A 25407-nucleotide genomic window follows, 5' to 3' on the forward strand; every position below is an offset into this window, starting at 1 on the left:
GGTTATGCTCGACAAAGCAATCAAGGGAAGTCAGGCATACTGGGGTTGGCTCATTGCCCTGGTCGTACTCATGGGAATAGGTTTCGCGTGTTATCTCTACCAGTGGTTCGAGGGATTGCGGATCACCGGAATGAGCCGGGATGTTTCCTGGGGTTTTTATATCGGCCAGCTTACCTATTTCGTGGGGGTGGCCGCCTCGGGCGTAATGGTGGTTCTGCCCTATTACCTCCACGACTATAAGGCCTTCGGCCGGATCACCATCATGGGGGAATTCCTGGCCGTGGCGGCCATCGTCATGTGCGGCCTCTTCGTGATGGTGGATCTCGGGTATCTGCCCCGGATGCTCAACATCATGCTCTATCCCAACCCGAAGTCCATCCTTTTTTGGGACATGATTGTTCTGAATGTCTATATGCTCCTCAATATCATCATCGGCTGGAATGTATTGAGTGCCGAACGAAAGGGCGTTCCCTATCAGAAATGGATTAAGGTCCTTATCTATATTTCTATTCCCTGGGCATTCAGCATCCATACCGTGACGGCTTTTCTCTATGCCGGGCTGCCGGGCCGACATTACTGGCTGACGGCCATCATGGCGGCGCGTTTCCTGAGTTCCGCCTTCTGCTCGGGACCCGCCCTCCTGATCCTCTTATGCCTGATCGTGAAAAAGTTCACCAAGTTCGATCCTGGAAAGGAACAGATCCGGACCCTGGGCGGCATTGTCGCCTATGCCATGATCATCAACGTATTCTTCTTTTTCCTCGAGCTTTTCACCGCCTTTTACAGCCAAATCCCGGGACATATGCATCCCATCCAGTACCTTTTCGTCGGCCTGGAAGGCCATAACCGGCTGGCCCCGTGGATGTGGACCGCGGCCTTTTTCGCCCTGGTGGCTTTGATCCTTTTGATCGTCCCCGCGACCCGAAGGAGGCCCGATGTTCTGGCGGTGGCCTGTGTCGCGGTCATCATCTCCACCTGGATCGATAAGGGATTCGGCTTGGTGCCGGGAGGTTTTATCCCCAATCCTTTCGAAAGGGTCACCGAGTACTGGCCCACGGTGCCTGAGATCTTTATCTCAGTAGGAATCTGGGCCACCGGTTTCTTTATCCTGACCGTGCTTTACAAGGTGGCCGTCTCCGTGAAGGAAGAGGTCGCAGCCTGAGGATTGGGTGGAAAAAAATGGTTGACACTAACGATACCCCTTTGTTAAGGAAATTTCACCCTTGATTCAGAGAAGAGGGCGGCTTGGCCGCTCAAGGGTCAAAGCTTCAGAATTCATATTTTAATAAGAGGAGGGTATGCAAGATGGGTTATCAAGTAACCGTTGATCATGACAAGTGTGAAGGGTGTGAGGAGTGCGTAGAGGTGTGCCCCGTGGACGTGTACGAGATGCAGGACGGAAAATCCGTGCCCGTGAACGCTGAAGAGTGCTTGGGCTGCGAGAGCTGTGTCGAGGTGTGTGACCAGGAGGCCATCACGGTAACAGAGGTCTAGTCCCTCTGATATTAGCTGATTTTATTGCTGAAATTTTAAGGGTTTTCAGCCAAGAAGAAGCCGCTCCTTTCGGAGCGGCTTCTTCTTTTAGGTATAGTTGAATGTTTCCTATTTTTTGGCGTGGCAGTCGTTGCACTTTTTGTAAGGAGCCTTTTTGCCCTGGGCTGCGACTTCCTTGTGGCAGGTCTTGCAATCTTTATGAAAGGCGTTCATCAACTTGTCGACCTTTCCATTCTTTTTCTTGGGGTCATGACACTCCACACACTTCTTGACCGGGTCCCCTTCCTTCCACAGGTTTTTTCCGTCCTTGTAATCATGGTGACATTCCGTGCAGGCGATCTTGTAATCCTCGCTGTGTTTCTTATGGGTGAAAGTTACGGCACCTTTTCGGTCTTTCTTATAACCCTGGTTTTCAATCTTTACGACATCAGGTGTATCCGCTGCAGTCAGCAATCCGGCTGCCATGAAGAGGATACCGACAATCACAGAAGCAAAGAGTGCAATCTTTCCCTTTCTCATCGCCAATTTTCGACCTCCTGTTTCTCGATAGAGCTGGAACCTCATTTTTCCCCGACGATAGGGCTACTCCAAAAAGTAGTCAATCATCGGGGGATATGTCAAGCCTTAAAAGCCTGAGACCCCTGTCATGCTTGATCATAGTGGCTGAATTGCATGCTGAAGGTCCCTCGGCCTTGGGTCACGGACCTGAGAGCGGTGGAGTATCCGAACATCTTGGAAAGAGGAACGCTGGCTGTGAGGACCTGGACCGGGCCCTTGGCTGTAATCTGTTCGATTTTACCTTGCCGGGCATTCAAGTCACCGATAACCTCCCCCACGAATTCTTCGGGCACGAGGATTTCGGTTTTCATTATGGGCTCCAGAAGGATTGGTTCCGCCTTTTCCATCGCCTTTTGAAAGGCCATGGTGGCTGCGACCCGGAAGGCCATCTCATCTGTGAAATTTTCGTGGATATGGACGTTCAAGAGGGCGGTTTCAACGTCCAGCACGGGGTATCCCAGCAAAGTTCCGCTCATGGCCGCCTCCTGGATTCCCTCCTGGATGGCCCTCAAGAATTCTTCGGTCAGATCGGGATTCTCGCACCGGTCCACAAATCGGTTGCCCGTTCCCCTGGTAAGAGGCTTCAGAGCCAGCACTACGCCTGCAATGTGTTGTTGGCCAGCCAGTTCTTTCTGAAAGATCTCTTCGTGTTCCACATCCCGGGTGATGGTCTCCCTGTATACCACCTGGGGTTTCCCCTGGTTGGTTTCCACCTGGAATTCCCGCCTGATTCGCCCGACGACGATGTCGAGGTGAAGTTCCCCCATTCCTGAAATGATGGTTTGGCCCGTTTCCTCGTCGATCCGGTACTTGAAAGTCGGGTCCTCGTCGGAAAGCTTCGCCAAGGCGTCCAAGAGTCTGTCTTGGTCTTGAATGCGTTTGGGCTCCAGGGCCACGCTGATGACCGGCTCGTTGAAGCTGATGTTTTCGAGAAGAATGGGGTGCTCCTCGGTCGTAAGGGTGTCCCCGGTGGTTGTGAGTTTCAGGCCCATGGTGGCGATGATATCGCCGGCAGACGCCTCATTGATCCGCTCCCTCTTGTTGGAATGCATCTTCAGCAGGCGCGCAAGCTTTTCCTTTACCTTTTTTCCGGGATTGTAAACCGTCTCTCCGGTTTTGAGGGTGCCGGAATAGATCCGGATGTAGGTCATCTTTCTGCCCTGGTCCATCTGGACCTTGAAGGCCAGGGCCGATAAAGGACCCTTCCTGTCGGCGGCACGGGTCTCCCTCTTGTTGGTTCCCGGAACGATGCCGGTAATTGGCGGTATGTCCAGGGGTGAAGGAAGATAGTCGACGATGGCGTCCAGGAGCGGTTGGATGCCCTTGTTTCGAAGGGCGGCACCGCAGAGGATGGGCACGGCCTTTAATCGAACGGTGGCTTCACGGATTGCCCGCTTCAGCTCATGATCTCCGATCTCCTGTTCCGAGAGATAGAGATCCATGATGTGATCGTCTTTGTCGGCCAAGCTCTCGAGCAAGGCCTCCCTGTGTTCCCGGGCCTGGTCCCTGAGATCATCCGGAATGGGGATTTCTTTATATGCCGCCCCAAGGGTATCTTCTTCCCACAGAATGGCCTTCATCTTGATGAGATCAATGACCCCGGTGAAGGTGTCCTCGGAGCCCCAGGGCAACTGAAGGATCATTGGATCCGCGCCGAGGCGTTCACGGATCATGTTCACCGCACGAAAGAAATCCGCTCCGATCCGGTCCATCTTGTTGATGAAGGCGATCTTGGGCACCCGGTAACGGTCGGCCTGGTGCCAAACCGTTTCGGACTGGGGTTCCACGCCTCCCACCGCACAGAAAACGCCGATGGCACCGTCCAGGACCCTCAGGGAGCGTTCCACCTCAATGGTAAAATCGACGTGTCCCGGGGTGTCGATGATGTTGATGCTCCGCCCGAGCCACTGACAGGAAGTCACGGCGGAGGTTATGGTGATCCCCCTTTCCCGTTCCTCCAGCATCCAGTCCATGGTGGCTTCGCCGTCATGGACCTCTCCCATTTTATGGACACGGCCCGTGTAAAACAGGATCCGCTCCGTTATGGTGGTCTTGCCCGCGTCGATGTGGGCGATGATGCCGATATTGCGGGTGTTGATGAGTTTTTTATCGGATGCCATGGCGAAATCACCGGTAGTGCCTTGGGGTGGTATCTTTATAAATGAATTGGCCTGCCGGCGGAGGTTGAGGTTTTCCACCCCGAAAGGCCTGCAAAGGCTCGCCAGTCTTGCGCTTGGCGTTTGACATGAAGGGTAAATCTAAGGTATCTTCCCTTCTCTGTCAAGCCAAATGGACGGCAGACCTGAGGGGGAGGGACCATTGAAGAGTCTTAGCGTTACAGGTCGGAGGCTTCGGAAGATGTTTGATCTCCTCCTGGACCGTTTCGGCCCCCAGAAATGGTGGCCTGCTGAAAATGCACTGGAAATGATGGTGGGAGCCATTCTCACCCAGAATACCAACTGGAAAAATGTGGAACGGGCCATTGTCAACCTGAAAGGGCGGGGCCTGCTCACCCTGGATCGAATCTACTCCGTGCCCAACGAAGAATTGGCGGAAGTGATCCGGCCCGCCGGGTATTTCAATATCAAGGCGAAACGGCTCAAGAACCTCGTGACTTTCATCCTGGAGGAATATGACGGAGATCTTGAGGCCTTCCTCACCGAAGAACCCGCCAAAATCCGGGCAGGGCTTCTTTCGGTAAGAGGCGTAGGACCTGAGACTGCCGACAGCATCATTCTCTATGGGGCGGGGGCACCTGTTTTCGTTGTGGACGCCTATACCCACCGCATCCTTTCCCGCCACGGGATGATAGCCGAGGAGGCCGCCTACGACGAGATTCAGGCCCTGTTCATGGATCACCTCCCCGAGGATCCCCGGCTTTTCAACGAGTTTCACGCCCTGATCGTTAAGGTGGGAAAGGAATATTGCCGCAGGAAACCCCTTTGCCGGGATTGCCCGCTTGAAACCTGGGGCCCCCAGAGTCCCGGCAGGTGACATCCCGTGCCCGGATCCGGGCCTTTCTCCATGAGATTTTGCGGGATTCCTGAACGATTCCGGGCCGTTGTGGGCCATGGAAAACCGCCTTCCTTCATTATTCCGGTTTCGAGGTCCTCCCGCCGGGCTGTGTAAGGGCCTTTGTACTCGTGTCTTGACAGAGCCCAAACAATTCAATATATAGATAATCAATCTACGTAATATTTGGATCTGGAAGTGAATGAATCTCCAATAATGCCCTGTGCTATGGAGGAGTAAATGAAGGATAAAAAACGGCATATCGTTCGTACCACCACCTGGTCCGCAGGACCTGGGTGTCACGGGGGATGCGGTGTTTTGGCCCATGTGGAAGACGGGAAGCTGATCAAGATCGAGGGGGATCCGGAGCATCCCTGGAACCAGGGGCGGCTTTGCGCCCGGGTCCTTGCCATGACCCAATACATTGAGCATCCCAAGCGCCTGCGCCGTCCCCTCAAGCGAGCGGGAAAACGGGGGGAAGACCGGTGGGAGGAAATCTCCTGGGAAGAGGCCTTTGATCTCATCGAGAAGCGGATGAAAGCCATACGGAAGGAGTTTGGGCCCGAAAGTGTGATCTTTTCCATGGGGACGGGCAGGGATATCGGCCCCTGGATCTGCCTCCTGGCCTATGCTTACGGGAGCCCCAATGTCATGTTCGCCCTGAGCGGCAACGCCTGTTACAGCCCCAGGATCGCCGCCCTGGATACCTTTCAGGGAGATTACTGCGTGTTCGATGCAGGCCAGTGGTTCCCGGAGCGTTACGAGGATCCACGCTTCGAGGTGCCGGAGTGCATGATCGTATGGGGATACAATATCCCGGCCACCTGCCCCGATAATCTCTTCGGCCACTGGATCATCGACCTGATGAAACGGGGCACCAAAATCATATCCGTGGATCCCAGGCTTTCCTGGTTCGCTTCTCGTGCGAAGTACTGGCTCCAGTTGAGGCCGGGCACCGATGCGGCCCTTGCAATGGGTATGCTCAAAGTCATCCTGGACGAGGACCTGTTCGACCATGAATTCCTCGAAAAGTGGACCAACGGTGCCCATCTTTTGCGGGAAGACACGGGTAGGCTTTTGAGGGAAAGCGATTTGTGCACCGACGGCAAGGAGGGGAATTTCGTTGTCTGGGATGAAAAGGGAGGACGGCCCGCTGTCTGGGATACGAAGGAACTCCGGTACGATCCGGTGGATGTGGAGCCGGCCCTTTCAGGGAGATGGGAGGTGGCCCTGGCGGATGGCCGAAAGGTGCCCTGCCGCACGGTCTGGGACGCGTTCAGGGCCGAGGTGGACAGATACCCCCTGGAGGAGGTGGAGAGAATCACCAGGGTCCCGGCCGAATTGATCGCAAAAGCCGCCCGCTTTTATGCACGGAGCAAGCCGGCCTCCATACAGTGGGGGGTTCCCATTGATATGACTCCCGGGATCACCCCCCTGTGTCACGCCATTGCCTCCCTCTGGGCCCTTACCGGGAACCTGGATGTGCCGGGCGGAAACGTGATCTCCCGGTTCGCCTTCGATGCCGTGGCCTATGCCCTTCCCGGCGCAGAAGGGGTTATTCGTTTGAAAGACAAGGAACAGGACGAGCCCAGGATCGGCGCCGATCGTTACGGCCCATTCAATCGCTTCATCTGGCGGACCCAGACGGATCTGACCCTGGAACAGATTTTCACGGAAAAGCCTTATCCCATAAAGGGTCTCTGGATTCAGACCTGCAATCCTCTCGGCGGTATCGGTATGGATCCCAGGCGCTGGCGCGATGCACTCGAAAAGGTGGAGTTCATCGTGGCGGTGGACCTTTTCATGACACCCACGACCCAGTATGCGGACGTGGTCCTGCCTGCGGCCACCTTCCTGGAAAAGGACGGAGTTCGTACCTGGTGGATACCCCTCCAGAGTATCAACAGGGCCGTGAGGGTGGACGAATGCCGGCCCGACGTGGAAATCAACTTCGAGTTGGCCCGGCGGTTCGATCCGGATCTCAAGTGGAAGAATATTCATGAGCTTTTCGACGATATTATCCGTCCCTCTGGCCTGACCTTCCGTGAACTTCAGGAGAAGGGTTGGGTTTTTCCTCCCGAGGACCACCCGAGCCACCCCTATCGCCGCCACGAGAGGGGGCTCCTTCGAGCCGACCGGAAGCCCGGGTTTCAGACCCCCACGGGCAGGTTCGAGCTATATTCCACCATCCGGGAAGAGTGGGGCCTCAAGCCCCTGCCCCATCACGAGGAACCTCCCTTCACCCCCGTGAGCAGGCCCGATCTTGCCAGAGACTATCCGTTGATCCTCTCCACCGGGAGACGTTCTCCGGCCTTTTTTCACTCCGAGCACCGGATGATACCGTGGCTCCGGGCCATTGATCCGGATCCCGTGGTGGAGATCCACCCCGATACCGCCACAGAGCATGGGATCGGGAACGGCGAATGGGTGTGGGTGGAAAATTGGCAGGGACGAGCCAAACTCAAGGCCAAGGTGAGCCCCATCGTCCCCCGCTGGATGGTCATGGCGGCACACGGCTGGTGGTTCCCCGAGCGGAAGGGGGCGGAACCGGAGCTTTACGGCGTGTGGGAACCCAATATCAATTTGCTCCTTCCCATGGGTGCCCAGGGAAAAGACGGCCTGGGAGCCCCGGTCAAACATTCCATGTGCAGGATATACAAAGCGGATTAAGACACAGGGAGAAAGTCATGGCCGAGAAATCCCAATACGGACTGCTGATAAACTATGAATATTGTACGGGTTGTCATACCTGCGTGGTGGCCTGTTCCCAGGAATACCGCTGGCCGGCCGGCATGTCTGGGATGAGGGTCCTCGAGGTGGTGGAAAACCTGCCCAAGGACAAGGCATACCTTGCCTTCCTCCCTTTTCCGACGGAACTTTGCATCCTTTGCAGACCCAGGACTAAGAAAGGTCTGGAGCCGGCCTGTGTAAAACACTGCATGGCGTCATGCATAAAATACGGAACGATCGAGGAACTGGCCGAAGAGATGAAGGGAAAGCCCAGAATGGTCTTATGGAAACCAAGATAAGGAAGGCTCGGAGGGGACCTCCCGGTGAAGCGCTTTTGTCCGAGGGCGGGTCCCTTCCGGGTTCTACTCAGGAGTTGGGCAGAAAAGCCCGGGAGACACCTGGCTTTCCTCTCTCCCGGCGGACATCCCGGAATAGAGAGACCTTTGAAGAACGTTCAATTTTGTTCAAGGTCAAGGAAGACGAAAATTTTAACCATCCCGCTTTAGAATGCCAAGCGGGACAGGCATCTATACATTGAAGTATTTCGAGGATTCAGATTCCCCGGAGGCAGCGGAAAGCAGGGGCTGACATTTTCTCCGGAGCGGGCGTATTTCGGCCCTGAATCAGGATAGATGAAGGAACGAAATACGCAGGCAGGGCCTGTCCGCCGCTGTCTGGCGGGCTTGTCACGCCGTAGCCATAGCGAAGGCGGAAGATTGGCAAAAGGGGGCGTTTTTCAGAGGTCTCAGAGAGTAGATGAAAGGCTCAGGTATAATATGAGTGATTTCCTAGCATTTTCCTCCTAATCAACCCATATTGAAACCCACCCTATTTCAGATATAAAATAAAAATTTAGTGTTTTTGCCAAGTCTTTCGGTTCTGTCACGCCTTTTCTCCATGGGGAGGAGAAGAGCCGGTTTTATGGCAACCCAGGGCCGCTATAGGATGAATGGCGGGCGAAACCGGGGGACTTCGGAAAAAAGAAAAACAAAGCGTAAGACCGGCGGAGAGATCCCTTTCAAAGCCGCCTTTTATCTTCACCTTATTTTTGGGGAGGAAAGAACCATGAAGCATAATCAGGACGTTTCCAGGGCCATGAGCGTCAAGCTGGAGGAGATCTTCGATGAACTCCCTTCCAGGCCCGCCTTTGTGGATGGCATTCGGAGGGCCCCTAAAAGGCCCTTCACCCTCACCCAACAAGAGACCGAACTCGCCCTGAAAAACGCCCTCCGTTATGTTCCTGAAAAATGGCACGGAGTCCTGGCCCCGGAGTTCCTGGAAGAGCTTCTGACCCGCGGGAGGATTTACGCATACCGCTTCAGGCCGGAGGGAAAGATCACGGGTCGGCCGATCGAAGAGTATGAGGGACGGTGTATCGAGGGAAAGGCCTTTCAGGTGATGATCGATAACAACCTGGATTTTGACGTGGCCCTTTACCCTTATGAACTCGTCACCTACGGGGAAACCGGCCAGGTCTGCCAGAACTGGATGCAGTACCGGCTTATCAAGCGCTATCTCGAAGTCATGACGCGGGATCAGACCCTGGTCGTGGAATCTGGACATCCTCTCGGCCTTTTCCACTCTTCGCCCGACGCCCCGCGGGTCATCATCACGAATGCCCTAATGGTGGGTGAATTCGACGACTACGAAAACTGGCAGCGGGCGGCGGCCCTTGGGGTGGCGAATTACGGGCAGATGACCGCCGGCGGGTGGATGTATATCGGCCCCCAGGGGATTGTTCATGGGACCTACAGTACGATCCTGAACGCGGGCCGTACCATGCTCGGGATTCCCAAGGATCAGGACTTGAAGGGGGTCCTTTTTGTTTCATCGGGCCTTGGGGGCATGAGCGGCGCCCAGGGGAAGGCGGTGGAGATCGCCGGAGGGGTCGGGATCATCGCTGAAGTGGATTCATCGCGGATCAGAACCCGATCCGAGCAGGGCTGGGTGAGTGAAGTCATTGATGATCCGGGAAGGGCCTTTGAGCGGGCCGGAGAGTGCCTGGAGAAGAAGGAAAGCATTGCCATCGCCTTTTACGGCAATATCGTGGACCTCCTGGAGTATGCCGTGGAGCATCGGGTCAAAATCGATCTCCTCTCCGATCAGACCTCCTGCCATGCAGTCTACGACGGGGGTTACTGCCCTCAAGGGCTGAGCTTCGAGGAACGGACCGAGATGCTTAAAGCGGATCCGGATGCCTTCAGGGAGCGCGTTGATCAATCCCTGCGGCGCCACATTGAACTCGTGCGGACCCTTGTGGAGCGGGGGACTTATTTTTTCGATTACGGCAACAGCTTTCTCAAAGCTGTGTACGACGCAGGCGTTCGCGAGATCTGCAAGAACGGACGGGATCCCATGGACGGGTTTATTTTTCCTTCCTACGTGGAAGACCTCATGGGGCCCCTTTTCTTTGATTACGGTTACGGTCCCTTCCGGTGGGTTTGCCTGAGTGGAAAACCTGAGGACCTCCTCAAGACCGATCGCGCGGCCATGGAGTGCATTGATCCTGAAAGGCGTTTCCAGGACCGGGACAACTGGGTGTGGATCAGGGATGCAGAGAAGAACAGGCTGGTAGTGGGGACCCAGGCCAGGATCCTTTACCAGGACGCCGAGGGCCGGAGGGACATCGCCCTGAAATTCAATGAAATGGTGCGAAGGGGCGAAATCGGGCCGGTCATGATCGGCCGGGACCATCATGACACCGGCGGGACGGATTCGCCTTTCAGGGAGACCTCCAACATCAAGGATGGCAGCAACATCATGGCCGACATGGCAATCCAGTGCTTTGCCGGGAACGCCGCGCGGGGAATGAGCATGGTGGCTCTACACAACGGGGGCGGCGTGGGAATCGGGAAGGCCATCAACGGCGGCTTTGGTCTGGTCCTGGACGGCAGCGAAAGGGTCGACCGCGTGATCCGCTCCTCCGTCCCCTGGGATGTCGTGGGAGGCGTGGCCCGCAGGGCCTGGGCCCGGAACCCGAACGCTGTTGAGACGAGTATCCGGTACAATGAAAGGAACCTGGGTGCGGATCATATCACGCTTCCCTATATCGCCGATGAGAAGCTGGTCAGGGACCTCGTGGCCGAGGCCTTTGAAAAGAAGGAAGGGTAAAGCGTGAGGCCGAAATAGGAATTCAACCTTCCAGGGCGTGTTCCCTGGGTTCCTGTTTGCGGAAAGCGGAACCTTGCCATGGAAAGGGAGTAAGCCATGAAAAAGATCATCGAGTGCGTTCCGAATTTCAGTGAGGGAAGGGACAGGGAAAAGATCGAGAAGATCGTTGCTCCTTTCAGGGAGAAGGAAGGGGTCAAGCTCCTTGATTACCAGTGGGACCACGATCACAACCGGATGGTGGTCACCACCGTGGGTGAGCCCGAGCCCCTGAAAGATGCAGTCATCGAGGCCATTGGAGTGGCGGTGGAGATTATCGACATGACAAGGCACAAGGGACAGCATCCTCGCATGGGAGCGGTGGATGTGGTGCCTTTCATTCCCATCAAGACCGTAACCATGGAGGAGGCTGTCGAACTTTCTAAGGAGGTGGCGCGGGAGATCTCGGAGAGGTACGGTCTCCCTGTTTTCCTTTACGAGGAATCGGCCACGAAGCCGGAACGGAAAAACCTGGCTGTCGTTCGAAAGGGCCAATTCGAGGGGATGGTGGAAAAACTGAAGGACCCTGAATGGAAGCCGGACTATGGGCCGGAGACCATCCATCCCACGGCGGGCATAACCGCGATAGGCGCCAGGATGCCCCTCGTGGCCTACAACGTCAACCTGGACACCTCGAACATGGAGATCGCCGACAGTATCGCCAAGAAGGTTCGGCACCTGAGCGGCGGCCTGCGTTTCTGCAAGGCCATCGGCGTGGAACTCAAGGACCGGGGCATCGTCCAGGTCTCCATGAACATGACGGATTATACCCGGACCGCCCTCTACCGGGCATTTGAACTCATCCGCATGGAGGCCAGGCGATACGGGGTCAACGTGGTGGGAAGCGAGATCGTGGGTCTGGTTCCCATGGAGGCCCTGATCGATTGCGCCGCATACTATCTCGGGCTCGAAGGCTTCTCCATGAGCCAGGTACTCGAGGCCCGGATTATGGAGTGATGAAACCAATGGGCGGAAACATCTTGATCAAGAATGCATCGGAAGTGGTCACCTGCCATGGTTTCAAGGCGAAGCAGGGCGGGGAAATGAAGGATCTGCATATCATCGAGAACGGTTCGGTGGTGGTAGAGGAAGGACGCATCCGGGCCGTGGGGAAGACGACGGAGATCCTTTCCGGCCTTGATGAGAGCGGATTCGAGGTCATTGATGCGACGGGCAAGGCCGTTTTGCCGGGTTTTGTGGATTCCCATACCCACTTCGTTTTCGGTGGTTATCGGGCCGAGGAGTTCGCCTGGCGGCTGCGGGGTGACAGCTACATGTCCATCATGGAGCGGGGGGGAGGAATCCTGAGCACCGTTCGGGCCACCCGGGAGGCCACCAGGGAAGAACTCATTGCCTCGGGCATGAAACGGCTGGATTCCATGCTCTCTTTCGGGGTGACCACTGTTGAGGGAAAGAGCGGGTACGGGCTGGACCGGGAAACGGAGATCAAGCAGCTGGAGGTCATGGCGTACCTCCAGGAGAATCACCCCCTGGACATCGCCGCGACCTTCCTGGGGGCCCACGCTGTTCCCGGGGAATACAAGGGCCGTGAAGACGACTTTATCGATTTCATGCTCCGGGAGGTCATGCCCGAGGTAAGGGAGCGGGGGCTTGCGGAATTTTGCGATATCTTCTGCGAGAAAAACGTTTTTTCCGTGGACCAGTCCAGGCGCCTGCTCAAGGGGGCCGGGGAGATGGGTTTCAAGATCAAGCTCCATGCCGATGAAATCGTGTCCCTGGGCGGCGCGGAGCTGGCCGCGGAGCTGGGGGCGGTCTCTGCGGACCACCTGCTCCAGGCCTCGGACAAGGGCATCCAGGATATGGCCCGGGCAGGTGTTGTGGCCACGCTGCTTCCCGGGACGGCCTTCAGCCTGAAGGAGCCCTATGCCCGGGGAAGGGAAATGATCGACAAGGGGTGTGCCGTGGCCCTGGCCACTGACCTGAACCCCGGGAGCTGCTTCACGGAGTCTGTGCCCCTGCTCTTCGCCCTGGCCACCCTTTATATGGGCATCACGACGGAGGAGGCCGTCACGGCCATGACCATCAACGGTGCGGCGGCCCTTGACCGGGCCGACACCGTTGGAAGTATCGACCCCGGGAAAAAGGGAGATCTCATCATTCTTGAATTTCCCTCCTACAGGTATATCCCCTATCATATCGGGGTGAGCACGGTGGAAAAGGTCGTGAAGGACGGACGACTGGTGTTCGACAAAGAAAGGAGGAATGGTCCACTTGCTGGCGGATCTTAATATAAGGGACTTTTTGGCAAGAACGGCGTCAAAGGAACCCGTGCCGGGCGGCGGGAGCATCTCTGCCCTGTGCGCCTCGGTAGCGGCGGCCCTTGCGGAGATGGTGGCGGCCCTCACCGTCGGGAGGAAGGGTTACGAGGCCCAAGGCCCTGAGATGGAAAAGATCGCACAAGAGGCCGCAGGGTATAGGGAAAAACTCGCCGGGGAGATCGACCGGGATTCAGAGGCTTACGCAGAGGTCATGGCCGCCTTCCGTTTGCCCAAGGAAACGGAAGAGGAAAAGGCCGAAAGGTCAAAGGCAGTGCAGCAGGCCCTGAAAAAGGCTGCCTTGGTTCCCCTGGGGGTAGCGGAAGATGCCTTCCAGGTCATGGAGATGGCCGGAAAGGTGATCGAGAAGGGGAACCGCAACGCCGTGACCGACGGGGCTGTGGCCGTCATGACGGCACGCACCGCCGTCCTGGGCGCCCTTTACAACGTGAAAATCAACCTGGGGTCCATAAAGGACGAGGATTTTGTGGCACAAATCGCAAAAAGGGTGGAATCCCTCGAAGGAAGTGTCGTGGAAAAGGAAAGGGAATTCCTGGCCCGGGTGAAATTATAGGACCCAAAACCCTACCTTTTATTCCGCCACGTTTGTGGATGCCCCGTGAAGGCTTGAAATTTGCCCGTTTTTCCGCCATATTGACGGAGTTTCCTTTTTGGTTGCCCAGAAAATCGATGACCCCGGCCGTTCCTTTCAGGGAGGAGGGGGTCCCGCAACCCTTTAGAGTGCATCAAGACGACCATGCAACTCTTTTTGGAACAGCTCCTCAACGGCATCGCCATGGGCTCCATTTACGCCCTGGTCACCCTGGGATTGGCCCTCGTTTACGGTATTTTGCGGATCCTTCACGTGGCCCATGCAGCCCTATATACCGTTGGGGCTTACATGGGCCTCCTTTTTTTCAATCTGACAGGGAGTCTCATCCTGGGATTTCTTGGAAGCATGGCATGCTGTGCATTCCTGGGAGTGCTCATCGAGCGGTTTGTCTACTATCCTCTTTTGAAGTATCCCCCCTACGTCCCCTTGATCGGAAGTATCGCCGTAATGCTTGCCATAGAAGAGATGTGCAGGCTGGTGGCCGGCCCTTATATCCTTACTTTCCCCGCACGTCTTCCCTTCCCGGAGCTTCACCTGGGGGGCATCCAGATTTCATCCACGCTCCTGGCCGTATATAGCATCACGGCCGGTGTCCTGCTCTTTCTCTGGTACCTGACCACCCGAACGGAACTGGGTCTCGCCATGCGGGCCACCTCCCAGGACCTGTCCATCGCCGATGCCATGGGGATCAACAGCCACTTCATCGTCAGCGTGACCTTCGTCATCGGATCGGCCGTGGCCGCCATTGCAGGGATTCTCGTCGGGATCTATTACAACCAGGTCTATCCCACCATGGGCGCGGTTCCGGCCTATAAGACCCTTGCCCTGATCGTAGTGGGGGGAATGGGATCGGTGCCGGGAGCCGTGATCGCTTCCCTGCTTCTCGGCGTGGCGGAGACCATCCTGATCGGATACGCCAACATCCCCCTCCCAAGGGACGCCCTTGCCTTCATCGCCATGATCGGCGTTCTCATGTGGCGTTCCGAGGGGCTCCTGGGATCGCGCTAGGGAGGACATCTTGAGTTCCTATCTCATCACCATCGGGACCATCATCGCCATACAGGCCATCACGGTATGCGGCCTCAACGTGATCGTGGGGTATGCCGGTCAGATTTCCTTGGGACACGCGGCCTTTTTCGGGATCGGGGCTTACAGTGCGGCCCTTCTGTCCACCAAGGCGGGCCTGTCCTTCTGGGCCGGGCTTCCTTTCGTCGTCCTCATCAGCGGCTTCGTGGGATTGCTGCTTGGGCTCCCGAGCCTGCGGGTCCGGGAAGACTTCCTTGCCATTACCACCATCGGCATCAACTTTATCGTGGAGGCCGTTTTTCTCTATGTCCCCTTCTTCGGCGGGGCCCTCGGGATCGGGGGGATACCCCGGATCTACCTTTTCGGCCTGAAGCTCAAGGGCCTCGCCTTTTTCTCCCTCTGCCTGTTTTTCCTGGTGATCGTGCTCCTTGTCTGCTGGTGGTTCAGCCGGTCCTGGGCGGGTCTGGCCTGTTTCGCCCTCAGGGAGGAAGAATCGGCCGCCTCCAGCATGGGCATCTCACCCGTCAGATTCAAGCTCCTGGCCTTTGTCGTGGGTACGGCCATGGCCGGCGTGGGCGGCGCCCTTTATGCCCACTACATGCGCTTTATCGCCGCCACGGACTTTTCCTTCCCCGTATCCATCTCCTTTTTGAGCATGGTGGTCCTGGGCGGCATGGGCACCCTCTGGGGGCCGCTGGTAGGGGCCCTGATCCTGGGGGCCCTGCCGGAACTCTTTCGGCCGGTTGAAAATTACAGGATCCTCTTCTATATGGTGCTTCTTCTCCTTATGATCCGCTTCCAGCCGGGCGGCATTCTGGGGGAGAGAAGCCTGTTGCGCCACAAGATCCTGCCCGCCTTGCTTGGAGGAAGATCATGAGCGATGCGCTTCTGAAGGTCGAGAACCTCTCCAAGCATTTTGGAGGCCTCCGGGCCGTGGACGAGGTGAATTTCGAGGTTCGACCACTGGAGATCCTTGGGCTCCTGGGACCCAACGGAGCGGGCAAGACCGTGTGCTTCAACCTGATTTCCGGTGTATACCGCCCCACCTCGGGACACGTCTTTTTCGAAGGTCGGCGTATCGACGGATTCCCTCCCCACCAGATCGCCGCCCTGGGGGTGGGTCGAACCTTCCAGATCGTGAAACCTTTCACAGAGCTCACGGTCCTGGAAAATGTGCTGGTGGCCAGGGGAATCCGGCGTTATGGGGGGCTGTCCAGGATCTGGTCTTCATGGCGTTCAAGGGCGGAAAAGGCGGAGGCCATGAAAATGCTCGAACGGGTGGGATTGGCTGAGCTGGCAGAGCGGAAGGCGGGACTTCTCCCGCTGGGCAACCTCAGGAGGCTCGAAATCGCCCGGGCCCTGGTAATCGGGCACAAGCTGTTGCTTCTGGACGAATCCTTTTCCGGACTCCGCCATGAGGAAATCGAAAAACTCGAGGAACTCGTCCTGGGCATCCGGAAGGATGGGATCACCGTGCTCCTGATTGAGCACAATATGCAGGTAACCATGAAGCTTTGTGATCGAATCGTAGTCCTGGATCACGGAAGGAAGATCGCCGAAGGGACCCCTGAACAGATTCAGCAGGACGAGCGGGTCATCGAGGCCTACCTCGGCCGGAAAGGGGATGTCCATGCTGCTTGAAGCACGGGACCTTCATATTTCCTACGGTGACATCCGGGCAGTGAACGGCGTGAGTTTTCACCTGGATCAGGGTGAACTGGTCTCCATCATCGGGGCCAACGGGGCCGGAAAGTCCTCGATTCTCAACGCCATCATGGGGATCGTCCCCCTGAAGGCAGGAAGTATCCGCTTCAAGGGAGAAGAGGTGTCTTCCCTTCCGGCCCATCGGCGGGCCTTTTCCGGAATCCGGATGGTCCCGGAGAGGGCCCGGGTCTTCCCCAGGCTCACGGTCTTCGAGAACCTGCTGGTGGGGGCCTACAGGCTCAAGGGGAAGCTCCCCCTGGAGGAACGGATTTCCTGGCTCTATGAGCTTTTTCCAATCCTCGGGGAAAGAAAGAACCAGGCTGCCAGCACCCTTTCAGGCGGCGAGCAGCAGCAGTTGGCCATTGCCAGGGCCCTTGTTTCGGATCCGGAACTTCTCCTGGTGGACGAAGTCTCCATGGGGCTCATGCCCAAGCTGGTGGATCGGGTTTTCGACCTCCTCGCTCGACTGAACCGGGAGCAGAAACTGAGCATTCTTCTTGTTGAGCAGAATGCCGTGGCCTCCCTGGCCGTTTCACATCGGGCCTATGTGCTTGAGACCGGGAGCATATCATACCAGGGAGATGCGAAGGATCTCATGGAGGATCCAGAGGTCAAGCGGGCCTACCTGGGCCGATGAACAGGGGGCGAGGGGGGCTGCAGTCCGGTCCTTCGAGACATGGAAGGTCGACCCCTCTCACCGATGCAGGGAAATCCAAACTTTGTTCGTCCCTTTGGGACGGACGGCCATGAAGGAAGGAAAGGAGGTAAGGAAGATGAAACACATGAGGTTTGTTTTCATCCTGATCGCGGTCTTCGGCCTGTTGGCGGGGAACGCCTGGGCGGCCGACACAGTAAAGATCGGCCTGCTTGCCCCGTTGACCGGCTTTGCCGCTGCCGACGGCTTGAGCGTCCACAATTCCGTCAAGCTGGCCCTGGAGCGGATCAACAAGGAAGGAGGAGTCCTGGGAAAGAAGGTCGAACTGGTGGTATACGACGACAGAGCCGATGGAAAGGAGGCCGTGGCCTTGGCCCGCAAACTCATCCAGCAGGACCGCATCGTCGGGCTGGTTGCGGGTTCCTACAGCACCCCCACCCGGGCCGTCGCACCCATATTCCAGGATGAGGAGATTCCCCTGGTATCCGCTTACGCAGTCCATCCCGATATCACCCGGGCGGGCGATTACTGCTTCCGGAACGGGTTCCTGGGGATGGTGGAAGGCAAATCCGCAGGGTATGTCTCCGAAAAACTGCTTCATGCCAAACGGGTGGCGCTTTTGACCAGCGACAATGACTTTGGAAGGACCCTGGCGGAGGGATTCAAGACCTATGTGAAAACCAAGGCCAAGGGGATGAAGATCGTTTCGGCCCAGACCTATCCATTCAAGGAGAAGGACTTCAAGCCCTATCTTTCCAAGATCAAGGAATTGAATCCCGACCTGATTTTTGCAAGCGGTTACTATTTTCAGACAGGTCCCATTGTAAAGCAGGCCCGGGAAATGGGAATGAAGACCCGAATCCTTGGAGAGGAGGGCGCGGATTCTCCTAAGTTTATCGAGATCGCGGGAAAGGCCGCCGAAGGTTTCGTCATCGTGACCAACCTCAACCGCGACGATCCCCGACCCGAGGTCCAGGCCTTTTTGAAGGAATACGAAAAACGATACGGTATCCAACCTGACATGGTGGGGGCATCCGCCTATGATGCCTTTATGATCATTTGCGATGCCATCAAGCGGGCGGGAAGCCTCAAGGGCCGGGATATCCGCAAGGCCATTGCTGAAACCAAGGATTTCAACGGCCTTACCGGCGTGCTCAAAGGATTCACGGACATCGGCGAGGTGGTGAAGGAAGTCCAGGTGCAGATCGTTAAGGACGGCCGGTTCCACCATTTCGGCGTGGTTAAGGACCTGGGACTCATCACTCCTTAACGGGACTCATCCCTCCGGATACTTTCCAAACCCCCCGGCCCGAAAACCCCAAGGGCCGGGGGGTTTTATTGTCGTGCGCCCGGCATGGGCGCACTCCTGCGGGTTTTGGTCCCTTGTCTCTCCTGATTCTGGGCCGAAAGTGGAAACGGTTAGACCAGCCGGTACCTGCTGAGTTTGTAATAGAGCCCCCGGAGGGCCATCAATTCTTCGTGGGTCCCCTGTTCCTTGATTTGTCCCCGGTGCATGACCAGGATGCGGTCGGCATTCCGGATGGTGGACAGCCTGTGGGCGACCACCAGGGTGGTGCGCTCCCGGGTCATCCGGGAAATGGCCTCTTGGATGAGCCGCTCGGTCTCGGGATCGACGCTGGAGGTGGCTTCATCCAGGATGAGGATCCCTGGCGAGCGGGCCAGGGCCCGGGCAAAGGAGAGCAACTGTCGTTCCCCTGCCGAGAGATTGGAGCCCCGCTCTCCCATTTCCTGCTGGAGACCCCCGGGAAGCCTGCGGATGAACCGATCGGCGTTGGCGTCCCGTATGGCACGGTTGATGTCCTCAGGGGAGATGGATTTGCTGCCCAGGGAAATATTCTCTTCGAGGCTCCCTGAGAAGATGAAGACGTCCTGAAGCACGAGCCCCAATCGGGATCTCAGCTCGACCTTGGACCATTCTCTGAGATCCTGGCCGTCCAGGAGCACTTGTCCGGCCCCTGGATCGTAAAATCGTTCTATGAGATTGACCACGGTGGTTTTGCCGGCACCCGTGGCTCCCACGAGGGCGACCATTTCTCCCGGCTTGATCTCGAAGGAAATATCTTTAAGGACGGGCCGCCCGTCCCGATAAGCAAAAGAAACGGATCGGAACTCGATGTGTCCCTTGAACTTTCCGGGTCTTCGAGGATGCACAGGATCTGGGATCTCCTCCCGGTGGTCCATGAATTCCATGATCCGTTCCGTGGAAGCCATGGCGGATTGCATGATATTGTACTTCTCCGAGATGTCCCTGATGGGTTTGAAGAACATCTGGATATAACTGATGAAGGCCACAAGGGATCCCAGGGTCAGCTCTTCCGCAATCACCTTTCCTCCCCCCCGCCAGATGATGAGGGCCACCGCGAGGGCCGAGAAGAGTTCCATCACAGGCATGAAGACCGCAAATATCCTGATCTGCTTCATGCCTGCCAGAAAGTTTTCGTGGTTAATGCGGGTGAAGGCCTCCATCTGGTTCTCCTCCCGGGTGAAGAGCTGGATGATCCGCATCCCGGAGATCCTCTCTTGCAGAAAGGCGTTGATCTTTGCCACGGCGGCCCTCAACTCTCTGAAGGCCTCGCGGGCGAGGGAACTGAAAAGAAGGGTGATTCCGAACAGGAAGGGAATCAGGAGAAAGCAGAGCAGGGCCAGGCGCCAGTTGAGGTAGAGCAATACGGCCAGGATGCCCGTGAGGATCAGGATATCCTTGAAAACGGTGATCGCCACGGATTTGAACATCTCGTTGAGGTTTTCGATATCATTGGTGACCCGGGTCACCAGCCGCCCCACGGGGTGGCGGTCAAAAAAGGTCAGGGCCTGGGATTGTATTCGATCGAAGAGTTCGATGCGGATATCCTGCATGATTCGTTGCACCGTTCTCTCGAGGAGGTAATACTCCCCGTACCCCAGGCCGAAGGACAACGCAAGAAACACTATCAGGATCAGGCTTACCTGGAGCACCCCCCGAAGGTCCTCTTTCCTCACCTTCATGCGCTCGGCCGGGAGGAGTTCCTTTAACATGTCCCTGGGCACGGCGAAGCTGCCGTCTTCCAATGCCCGGGCGGCCAGGCGTATCTTTGCGGATGAGATTTCACCGAAGGATTCGGCCGGGATCTTGTAATAGGGCCGTTGGGAGATCAGGCCCATTGAGCGGTACCGTTGGAGCAGGGCGGGATCCATTTTCTTGAGATCGGTTTGAGGAACGAGTCCCCAGGTTCCGTCCGGGCTTTTTGTGATCATTCGGTCATGCCTTGTAAAAAAGTCCCGGAGGGGTTTTTCACCTTTGAGTTTCCCGGTTTCCACCCGGTAGTACGCGGCGAGGATATAGTGATCGATGGCGATCTTGGACAAGTATGGAATCGCCAGGTCCAGGAGGGTGAGCAGGATCGCCATGAGCAGGGCGAGGGCCATGACCCCCTTGTAAGGGAAGGCATACCGGGCCAGCCGCCTGAGGAGCTTGACATCGTATGGTTTCCCCAGCCGATTCTCCTCCATATAACCGTAATCTCCGTGCATCGCCATCGGCTGTTCCGATCCCCCTTCCTTTATTCCTCCAGTTCCCTGGCCAATTGCTGTCTTTCGTAAAGCCGGGCGTATTCCTCGCCCCGGCGCAAGAGGGTCTCGTGATCCCCCTCCTCGATGATCCTGCCTTGATGAAAAACCACGATCCTGTCCGCGCGGCCGATGGTGGAAAGCCTGTGGGATACGAGGAGGGTGGTCTTGCCCTTCCTTTTTCCGAGGATCTCGGAAAGGATCCTCTCCTCCGTACGGGTGTCCACCATGGAGAGGGCATCATCCAGGATCAGGATGGGAGGATCCCCCAGGACCGCCCGGGCAATGGTCAGCCTTTGTTTTTGTCCTCCCGAAAGAGTGATCCCCCTTTCTCCCAGGAGCGTGTCCAGGCCCTGCTCCAGGGCCTGGAATTCTTCCAGGACCTGGGCCGTCCGAAGGGCGGATTCCAGTTCCCGGTCCGAAACGCCCTTTCGCCCGAAAAGGACATTATTCCGGACGGTATCGGAAAATACAAAGGCCTCCTGGGTCGCGAAGCCGATACTTCCCCTCAGAACCTTTAAGGGAATATCGCGGATGTCTTTTCCGTCGAGAAAAAGGGTCCCGGGGGGGACGTCGTAAAGGCGCGCGAGAAGGTGGAACAGGGTCGTTTTGCCCGAGCCCACCCTGCCGACCATTGCGATCGTCCGGCCTGCCGGGATCATCAGGTGGATCTCTCGAAGGGCGTCTTCCTTCTGGCCCGGGTAGCGAAAAGAGAGTCCCCTGAACTCGATTTGTCCCTTAATGGCGCCGGACTTTCGAATGGCTCCGATGTCCCGGATTTCCGGCTCCTCGTTCAGGATCCCGTTGATCCTCCGCATGGAGGCCGATCCCCTCTGGAGGAGGTTGGCAACCCATCCCAGGGCCATCATGGGCCAGGTGAGGAGGTTGAGGTAGCTGATGAAGGCCACGAAATCCCCGGTGCTGATGCGCCCCAGGATGGTGAGGCCTCCCCCCAGACCGATGACTATGGCCAGCCCCAGGTTGGTGAAGATCATCATCATGGGGAAGAACAGGGCATAAGTCCGGGCCAGTTTCATGTTCTCGGAGACGTATCGATCGCCTGTTTCCCGAATTTTCCGGTACTGCCATTTTTCCCTGGAATAGGCCTTGATTACCCGAATGCCGGAAAAGGCCTCCCGCACCCCTTCCGTGAGATCCCCGAAGGTCTTTTGGACCCTTTCGAATCCGGTGGACATCCTTCGGGTCAAGCCCCTGGTGACAAGGATGATCACCGGGGCCGGGATGAGGGAAATGAGGGTGAGAAGCGGGCTGATATGGAGCATAAACCCGATGGCCGCCATCCCCAGGACCAGCCCGTCCGTCAGGGCCACCAGGCCCATTCCCGTGGCCATCCTCACGGCATTGATGTCATTGATGGCCCGGGCCATGACATCTCCCGTCTTGGTCCTCTGGTAAAAGGATTGAGAGAGGGTAAGAAGATGGGAAAACAGGGTGTTTCGCAACCCCTCTTCGATCCTCCGGGACAGCCCGATGAGAAGGTATCGCCACAGGTAGCGCAGGAAGGCCATCAAAAGGGCGATCACCGCGATCATCCCCCCGAAATGGAGAAGGAGCCGGGTGGAGGCGGTGCCGGCCGTGAGGGTGTCAATGGCCTTCTTGATGACCAAAGGGATCAGGAGTTGGAGGAAGTCCACCGCCACCAGACTGGCGAGGCCCAGGATCAGGGCCCCCCGGTTTTCCGAGAAGTAGGGCTTGAGAGGCAGGAAGTTGTGAAGGATCTTCCTTATGGCCATGGGACGGCGTTTCCTGTTCATGAAAAAAGAGATACTGGAGGCCGGCTGGGCCTGTCAACAATTCGTTATTGGCTTTTAACTAGTGCCCATCCATAAATGGCCAATTTTTGCAATCCTCCGCCTCTCTCACGGCTACGGCGTGACAAGCCCGCCAAACAACCGGCGGACAAGCGGCGTCAGGCTCAAAGCGGTCAGGACCTTCTCTTTGGCGGAACTTTCCGGACTGCAGCCAGGGAAATCAGACACATAAAGGCCCCAGCAAAGAAAGGGATCCGGTAATCGATCATCCAGAGGAGCCCTCCAAGGGCGGGAAGAACCACTGCGGCTATGTGGTTTATGGTGAATCCGACGGCCATGCTGGGTGCTATGTCTCTGGGATCCGCGACTTTCTGGAAATAGGTTCGAATGGCCATGGAAAAATTGAAAAAAACATGGTCAAGCACGTACAGTAAGGCCAGGAGGAGCCGCGAATGAACCGTGGCGTAGGCCAGAAAAATAAGGACAAGAGCCCCGTACTCAAGGGTGAGAATGCGTCTTTCGCCGAACCGGAGGATTGATTTTCCGATTATGGGACTGAGGAAGTAGTTCACACAGTTGTTCAACACGAAAAGGGCCGTTATTTCCTGGATCTGAAAATGAAACCGCTTGACCATTAGAAATACCGCGAAGGCCATGAAGATCTGCCGTCTGGCGCCCGCCATAAAGGTCAGAAAATAGAAAAGCCAGTATTTTTTGCGGATCACCATGGACCTTCTCTGGGGCACGATGTCCCGGCTCGAAGGATCACGGAATGACCCCCAGATGCCCGCAAGGGCGACAAGGCCGCCGATGAGCAGATAACATTGGGTATAATTCAATATGAAAGAAGCCAGGTAGATGAGGATCCCCACCCCGATACTTGATGCCGCCGCAAGGCTTCGCAGGCGGCCGAAAACCAGGGGAGACTGAGTGTTATCGAAATATTGAAGGGTCAGGGACTGGTTGGTGGTCTCGAAGTAGTGGAACCCGAAGCTCATCACAAGGGTGGTGAAAATAAGGCCTCCGAATGATGGAAGGAATCCGGTACCGGCCAATCCCAGGCCCATGATCATAATGCTCAGGGTCGAGAGGCGGTGTTCCCGGATCACCATCATGGCGAAGATGGCAAAAAGGGCGAGGAATCCAGGGATCTCCCGAATCGACTGGATTATACCTATGTGTTGTCCATCGAGGTTTACGGCTTCCACCGCGAAGTTGTTGAAAAGGGTGAGCCACGCCTGAAGCCCAGCCGTTGATGCGATGGTCAGGACGACAAGGAAGCGGTACATGGGGTTTTGCTTTAGGTCCATCATGCCCTTCTGTAATATATTCGGATTCACTCTTCAGGAAGGAAGAAAGCGAATGGAGGTCCTCGAAGGTGCCAAAGGGAGGCGGAATCAAGGGCCGCCAGAGGGGCATTATGAACGATTTTAATTATATGTCAAACATGACCATTCAAACCTACCCTGATCCGTTGATACTCCGCAGGCGGTGTCCTGATGGCTGCAGTTATATCCAAGACCGGACACTAGATTAGGACTCCAATGCTTTCTCCACGTATCCATCGTGAAAAAATGCCCGCAGTTATGGAAGACTTGCCTCTTGCACCCCTTGAAGGAATCGGCTAATTTCATCGCGATGTCTTCTCGCTGGCCTGCGGCGTGGGTTGCTGGCCGTTGCAAAGGGGGCCTGGTATGGTTTTGAAGTTTCAGGCCATGCCCCCCGCCTGCCCCTGCGGCATAACCTGGGACTCTAGTCTCCGCCTGAAAGCGAGGGATTTTCCCCCATTCCCGGAATGGGACACTAACATGAGAGGCCTTATGTTTTTTTATCTGTTCCAGGGGGCGGCTCTCGCCCTTTCAGCAACGATAATGCCCGGTCCCTTTCAGGCCTATCTCCTCTCACAGGCCCTCAGGCAGGGTTGGAGGCGAACCCTTCCTGCGGCCCTGGCCCCCCTGGCAACCGACGGACCCATCATCACCCTGGTGTTGTTCGTCCTGACCCAGGTCCCCCCGACCCTCCTCGAAATCCTGAGGACTGCAGGGGGCCTCTTCCTCCTTTATCTTTCCGGAAGCCTCGCCCTTACCCTCAAAAAGGGTGACACTGCACCGCATCCGGGGGAATCTGCAGCCCGTCGGACCTTTTTCCAGGCAGTCACCATGAACTTCCTGAATCCCAATCCTTATTTGTGGTGGAGCATAATCGGCGGACCCATCGTGCTCACCGGATGGAAGAAATCACCCGCTTACGGGATCGTCTTCCTCGGGGGTTTTTACGGTGTCTTCATCCTCAGCCTGGGGGTCCTCATCATTCTCTTCGCCTCCGCCGGGAGACTGGACGAGAGGGTGAGCAAGGTCCTGCGGATAGTGGCGGCCCTGGCCCTCGCGGGCTTCGGTGTCTACCAGGTTGTCTCCGGCCTCTCAAGCCTTCTCCTCGTATAACCCCCTGGTTTTCGTTGACCCATGGGACCTTTCTCTCTATAATTCACTCCTCTATTGCGCCCTGTCCCCCATGCTCCTCTATTGCGCCCTGTCCCCCATGAGACCTTTGAAAAATGTTCAATTTTGTTTAAGGTCAAGGAAGGCGAAAATTTTAACCGCAGGAATACATTGAGTATTTCGAGGATTAAAATTTGAGTCTGACCTGTCTGCCGTGCCTGCCTATCCCGTTGGAACGGCAGATAGGCCCGGCACAGGCAGGCGCAGAGATTGGGCAAAAGAGGACGTTTTTCAAAGGTCTCCCCATGTCATATTGGGGCGGAAAGGGGCCGGACACATCCTTCGGATCGATTGTGGTGTGAGTCTATGGTTCAGTTCAAGCACTATCGGAGCCGCCGCCGGATCGGGGTCAGGA

20 protein-coding genes are annotated in these 25407 nt (G+C 56.7%); 15 read left to right on the plus strand and 5 right to left on the minus strand.

Annotation, left to right across the window (positions count from 1 at the left end; genetic code table 11):
* Positions 1 to 4 precede the first annotated feature (4 nt).
* Both nrfD and JRF57_01090 read left to right on the plus strand, forming a co-directional pair.
* Positions 5 to 1162: a polysulfide reductase NrfD gene (nrfD, locus tag JRF57_01085; GenBank protein ID MBW2302284.1), complete on the plus strand. Its 1158-nt coding sequence runs from the start codon at positions 5 to 7 to the stop codon at positions 1160 to 1162.
* Positions 1163 to 1305: 143 nt separating this feature from the next.
* A complete protein-coding gene (locus JRF57_01090; GenBank protein ID MBW2302285.1) occupies positions 1306 to 1494 on the plus strand; it encodes a 4Fe-4S binding protein in 189 nt (62 codons plus the stop codon).
* Positions 1495 to 1602: 108 nt separating this feature from the next.
* Here the strand turns inward: JRF57_01090 and JRF57_01095 are convergent, their stop codons facing one another.
* Entirely contained in the window at positions 1603 to 1959 is a 357-nt protein-coding gene (locus JRF57_01095) for a cytochrome c3 family protein (protein ID MBW2302286.1), read from the minus strand.
* A 179-nt stretch (positions 1960 to 2138) separates the two neighbouring features.
* Positions 2139 to 4172 (minus strand): elongation factor G, encoded by a 2034-nt coding sequence (fusA, locus tag JRF57_01100; GenBank protein ID MBW2302287.1) that lies wholly within the window; start codon positions 4170 to 4172, stop codon positions 2139 to 2141.
* 169 nt (positions 4173 to 4341) lie between these two features.
* Between fusA and JRF57_01105 the strand changes: the two genes are divergently transcribed.
* From JRF57_01105 to JRF57_01160, 12 genes are all read left to right on the plus strand, one after another.
* Entirely contained in the window at positions 4342 to 5046 is a 705-nt protein-coding gene (locus tag JRF57_01105; GenBank protein ID MBW2302288.1) for an endonuclease III domain-containing protein, read from the plus strand.
* Positions 5047 to 5304: 258 nt separating this feature from the next.
* Positions 5305 to 7734, plus strand: a complete 2430-nt coding sequence (locus JRF57_01110; GenBank protein ID MBW2302289.1) for a molybdopterin-dependent oxidoreductase — start codon at positions 5305 to 5307, stop codon at positions 7732 to 7734.
* 17 nt (positions 7735 to 7751) lie between these two features.
* Positions 7752 to 8093 (plus strand): 4Fe-4S binding protein, encoded by a 342-nt coding sequence (locus JRF57_01115; GenBank protein ID MBW2302290.1) that lies wholly within the window; start codon positions 7752 to 7754, stop codon positions 8091 to 8093.
* 766 nt (positions 8094 to 8859) lie between these two features.
* Complete coding sequence (locus JRF57_01120; protein MBW2302291.1) at positions 8860 to 10905, plus strand: urocanate hydratase; 2046 nt, start codon at positions 8860 to 8862, stop codon at positions 10903 to 10905.
* Positions 10906 to 11001: 96 nt separating this feature from the next.
* Positions 11002 to 11898, plus strand: a complete 897-nt coding sequence (gene ftcD / locus JRF57_01125) for a glutamate formimidoyltransferase (protein MBW2302292.1) — start codon at positions 11002 to 11004, stop codon at positions 11896 to 11898.
* A gap of 8 nt (positions 11899 to 11906) precedes the next feature.
* Positions 11907 to 13190 carry an imidazolonepropionase gene (locus tag JRF57_01130; GenBank protein MBW2302293.1) on the plus strand — a complete coding sequence of 428 codons (1284 nt, stop codon included), beginning with the start codon at positions 11907 to 11909 and terminating at the stop codon, positions 13188 to 13190.
* Entirely contained in the window at positions 13174 to 13791 is a 618-nt protein-coding gene (locus JRF57_01135; GenBank protein MBW2302294.1) for a cyclodeaminase/cyclohydrolase family protein, read from the plus strand. Before JRF57_01130 ends, JRF57_01135 begins: the two co-directional genes overlap by 17 nt.
* Before the next feature lie 183 nt (positions 13792 to 13974).
* A complete protein-coding gene (locus JRF57_01140; protein MBW2302295.1) occupies positions 13975 to 14838 on the plus strand; it encodes a branched-chain amino acid ABC transporter permease in 864 nt (287 codons plus the stop codon).
* A gap of 10 nt (positions 14839 to 14848) precedes the next feature.
* Positions 14849 to 15733 carry a branched-chain amino acid ABC transporter permease gene (locus tag JRF57_01145; GenBank protein MBW2302296.1) on the plus strand — a complete coding sequence of 295 codons (885 nt, stop codon included), beginning with the start codon at positions 14849 to 14851 and terminating at the stop codon, positions 15731 to 15733.
* Positions 15730 to 16497: an ABC transporter ATP-binding protein gene (locus tag JRF57_01150; protein ID MBW2302297.1), complete on the plus strand. Its 768-nt coding sequence runs from the start codon at positions 15730 to 15732 to the stop codon at positions 16495 to 16497. The genes JRF57_01145 and JRF57_01150 overlap by 4 nt, the downstream gene beginning before the upstream one ends.
* Positions 16487 to 17197, plus strand: a complete 711-nt coding sequence (locus JRF57_01155) for an ABC transporter ATP-binding protein (protein MBW2302298.1) — start codon at positions 16487 to 16489, stop codon at positions 17195 to 17197. Before JRF57_01150 ends, JRF57_01155 begins: the two co-directional genes overlap by 11 nt.
* 145 nt (positions 17198 to 17342) lie before the next feature.
* Positions 17343 to 18485 carry an ABC transporter substrate-binding protein gene (locus JRF57_01160; protein MBW2302299.1) on the plus strand — a complete coding sequence of 381 codons (1143 nt, stop codon included), beginning with the start codon at positions 17343 to 17345 and terminating at the stop codon, positions 18483 to 18485.
* Between the two features lie 149 nt (positions 18486 to 18634).
* On the opposite strand, the gene JRF57_01165 is transcribed toward JRF57_01160, so the two are convergent.
* The 3 genes from JRF57_01165 to JRF57_01175 form a co-directional block, all read right to left on the minus strand.
* Positions 18635 to 20752 carry an ABC transporter ATP-binding protein gene (locus JRF57_01165; protein MBW2302300.1) on the minus strand — a complete coding sequence of 706 codons (2118 nt, stop codon included), beginning with the start codon at positions 20750 to 20752 and terminating at the stop codon, positions 18635 to 18637.
* A 23-nt stretch (positions 20753 to 20775) separates the two neighbouring features.
* Positions 20776 to 22536: an ABC transporter ATP-binding protein gene (locus tag JRF57_01170; GenBank protein ID MBW2302301.1), complete on the minus strand. Its 1761-nt coding sequence runs from the start codon at positions 22534 to 22536 to the stop codon at positions 20776 to 20778.
* A 191-nt stretch (positions 22537 to 22727) separates the two neighbouring features.
* Positions 22728 to 23867 (minus strand): MFS transporter, encoded by a 1140-nt coding sequence (locus tag JRF57_01175; protein MBW2302302.1) that lies wholly within the window; start codon positions 23865 to 23867, stop codon positions 22728 to 22730.
* A 507-nt stretch (positions 23868 to 24374) separates the two neighbouring features.
* Here JRF57_01175 and JRF57_01180 point away from each other — a divergent pair.
* Complete coding sequence (locus JRF57_01180; GenBank protein ID MBW2302303.1) at positions 24375 to 24995, plus strand: LysE family translocator; 621 nt, start codon at positions 24375 to 24377, stop codon at positions 24993 to 24995.
* Positions 24996 to 25407 lie beyond the last annotated feature (412 nt).

It is taken from the genome of Deltaproteobacteria bacterium, from assembly GCA_019310525.1.
In the GTDB taxonomy this organism is placed as follows: domain Bacteria; phylum Desulfobacterota; class DSM-4660; order Desulfatiglandales; family HGW-15; genus JAFDEE01.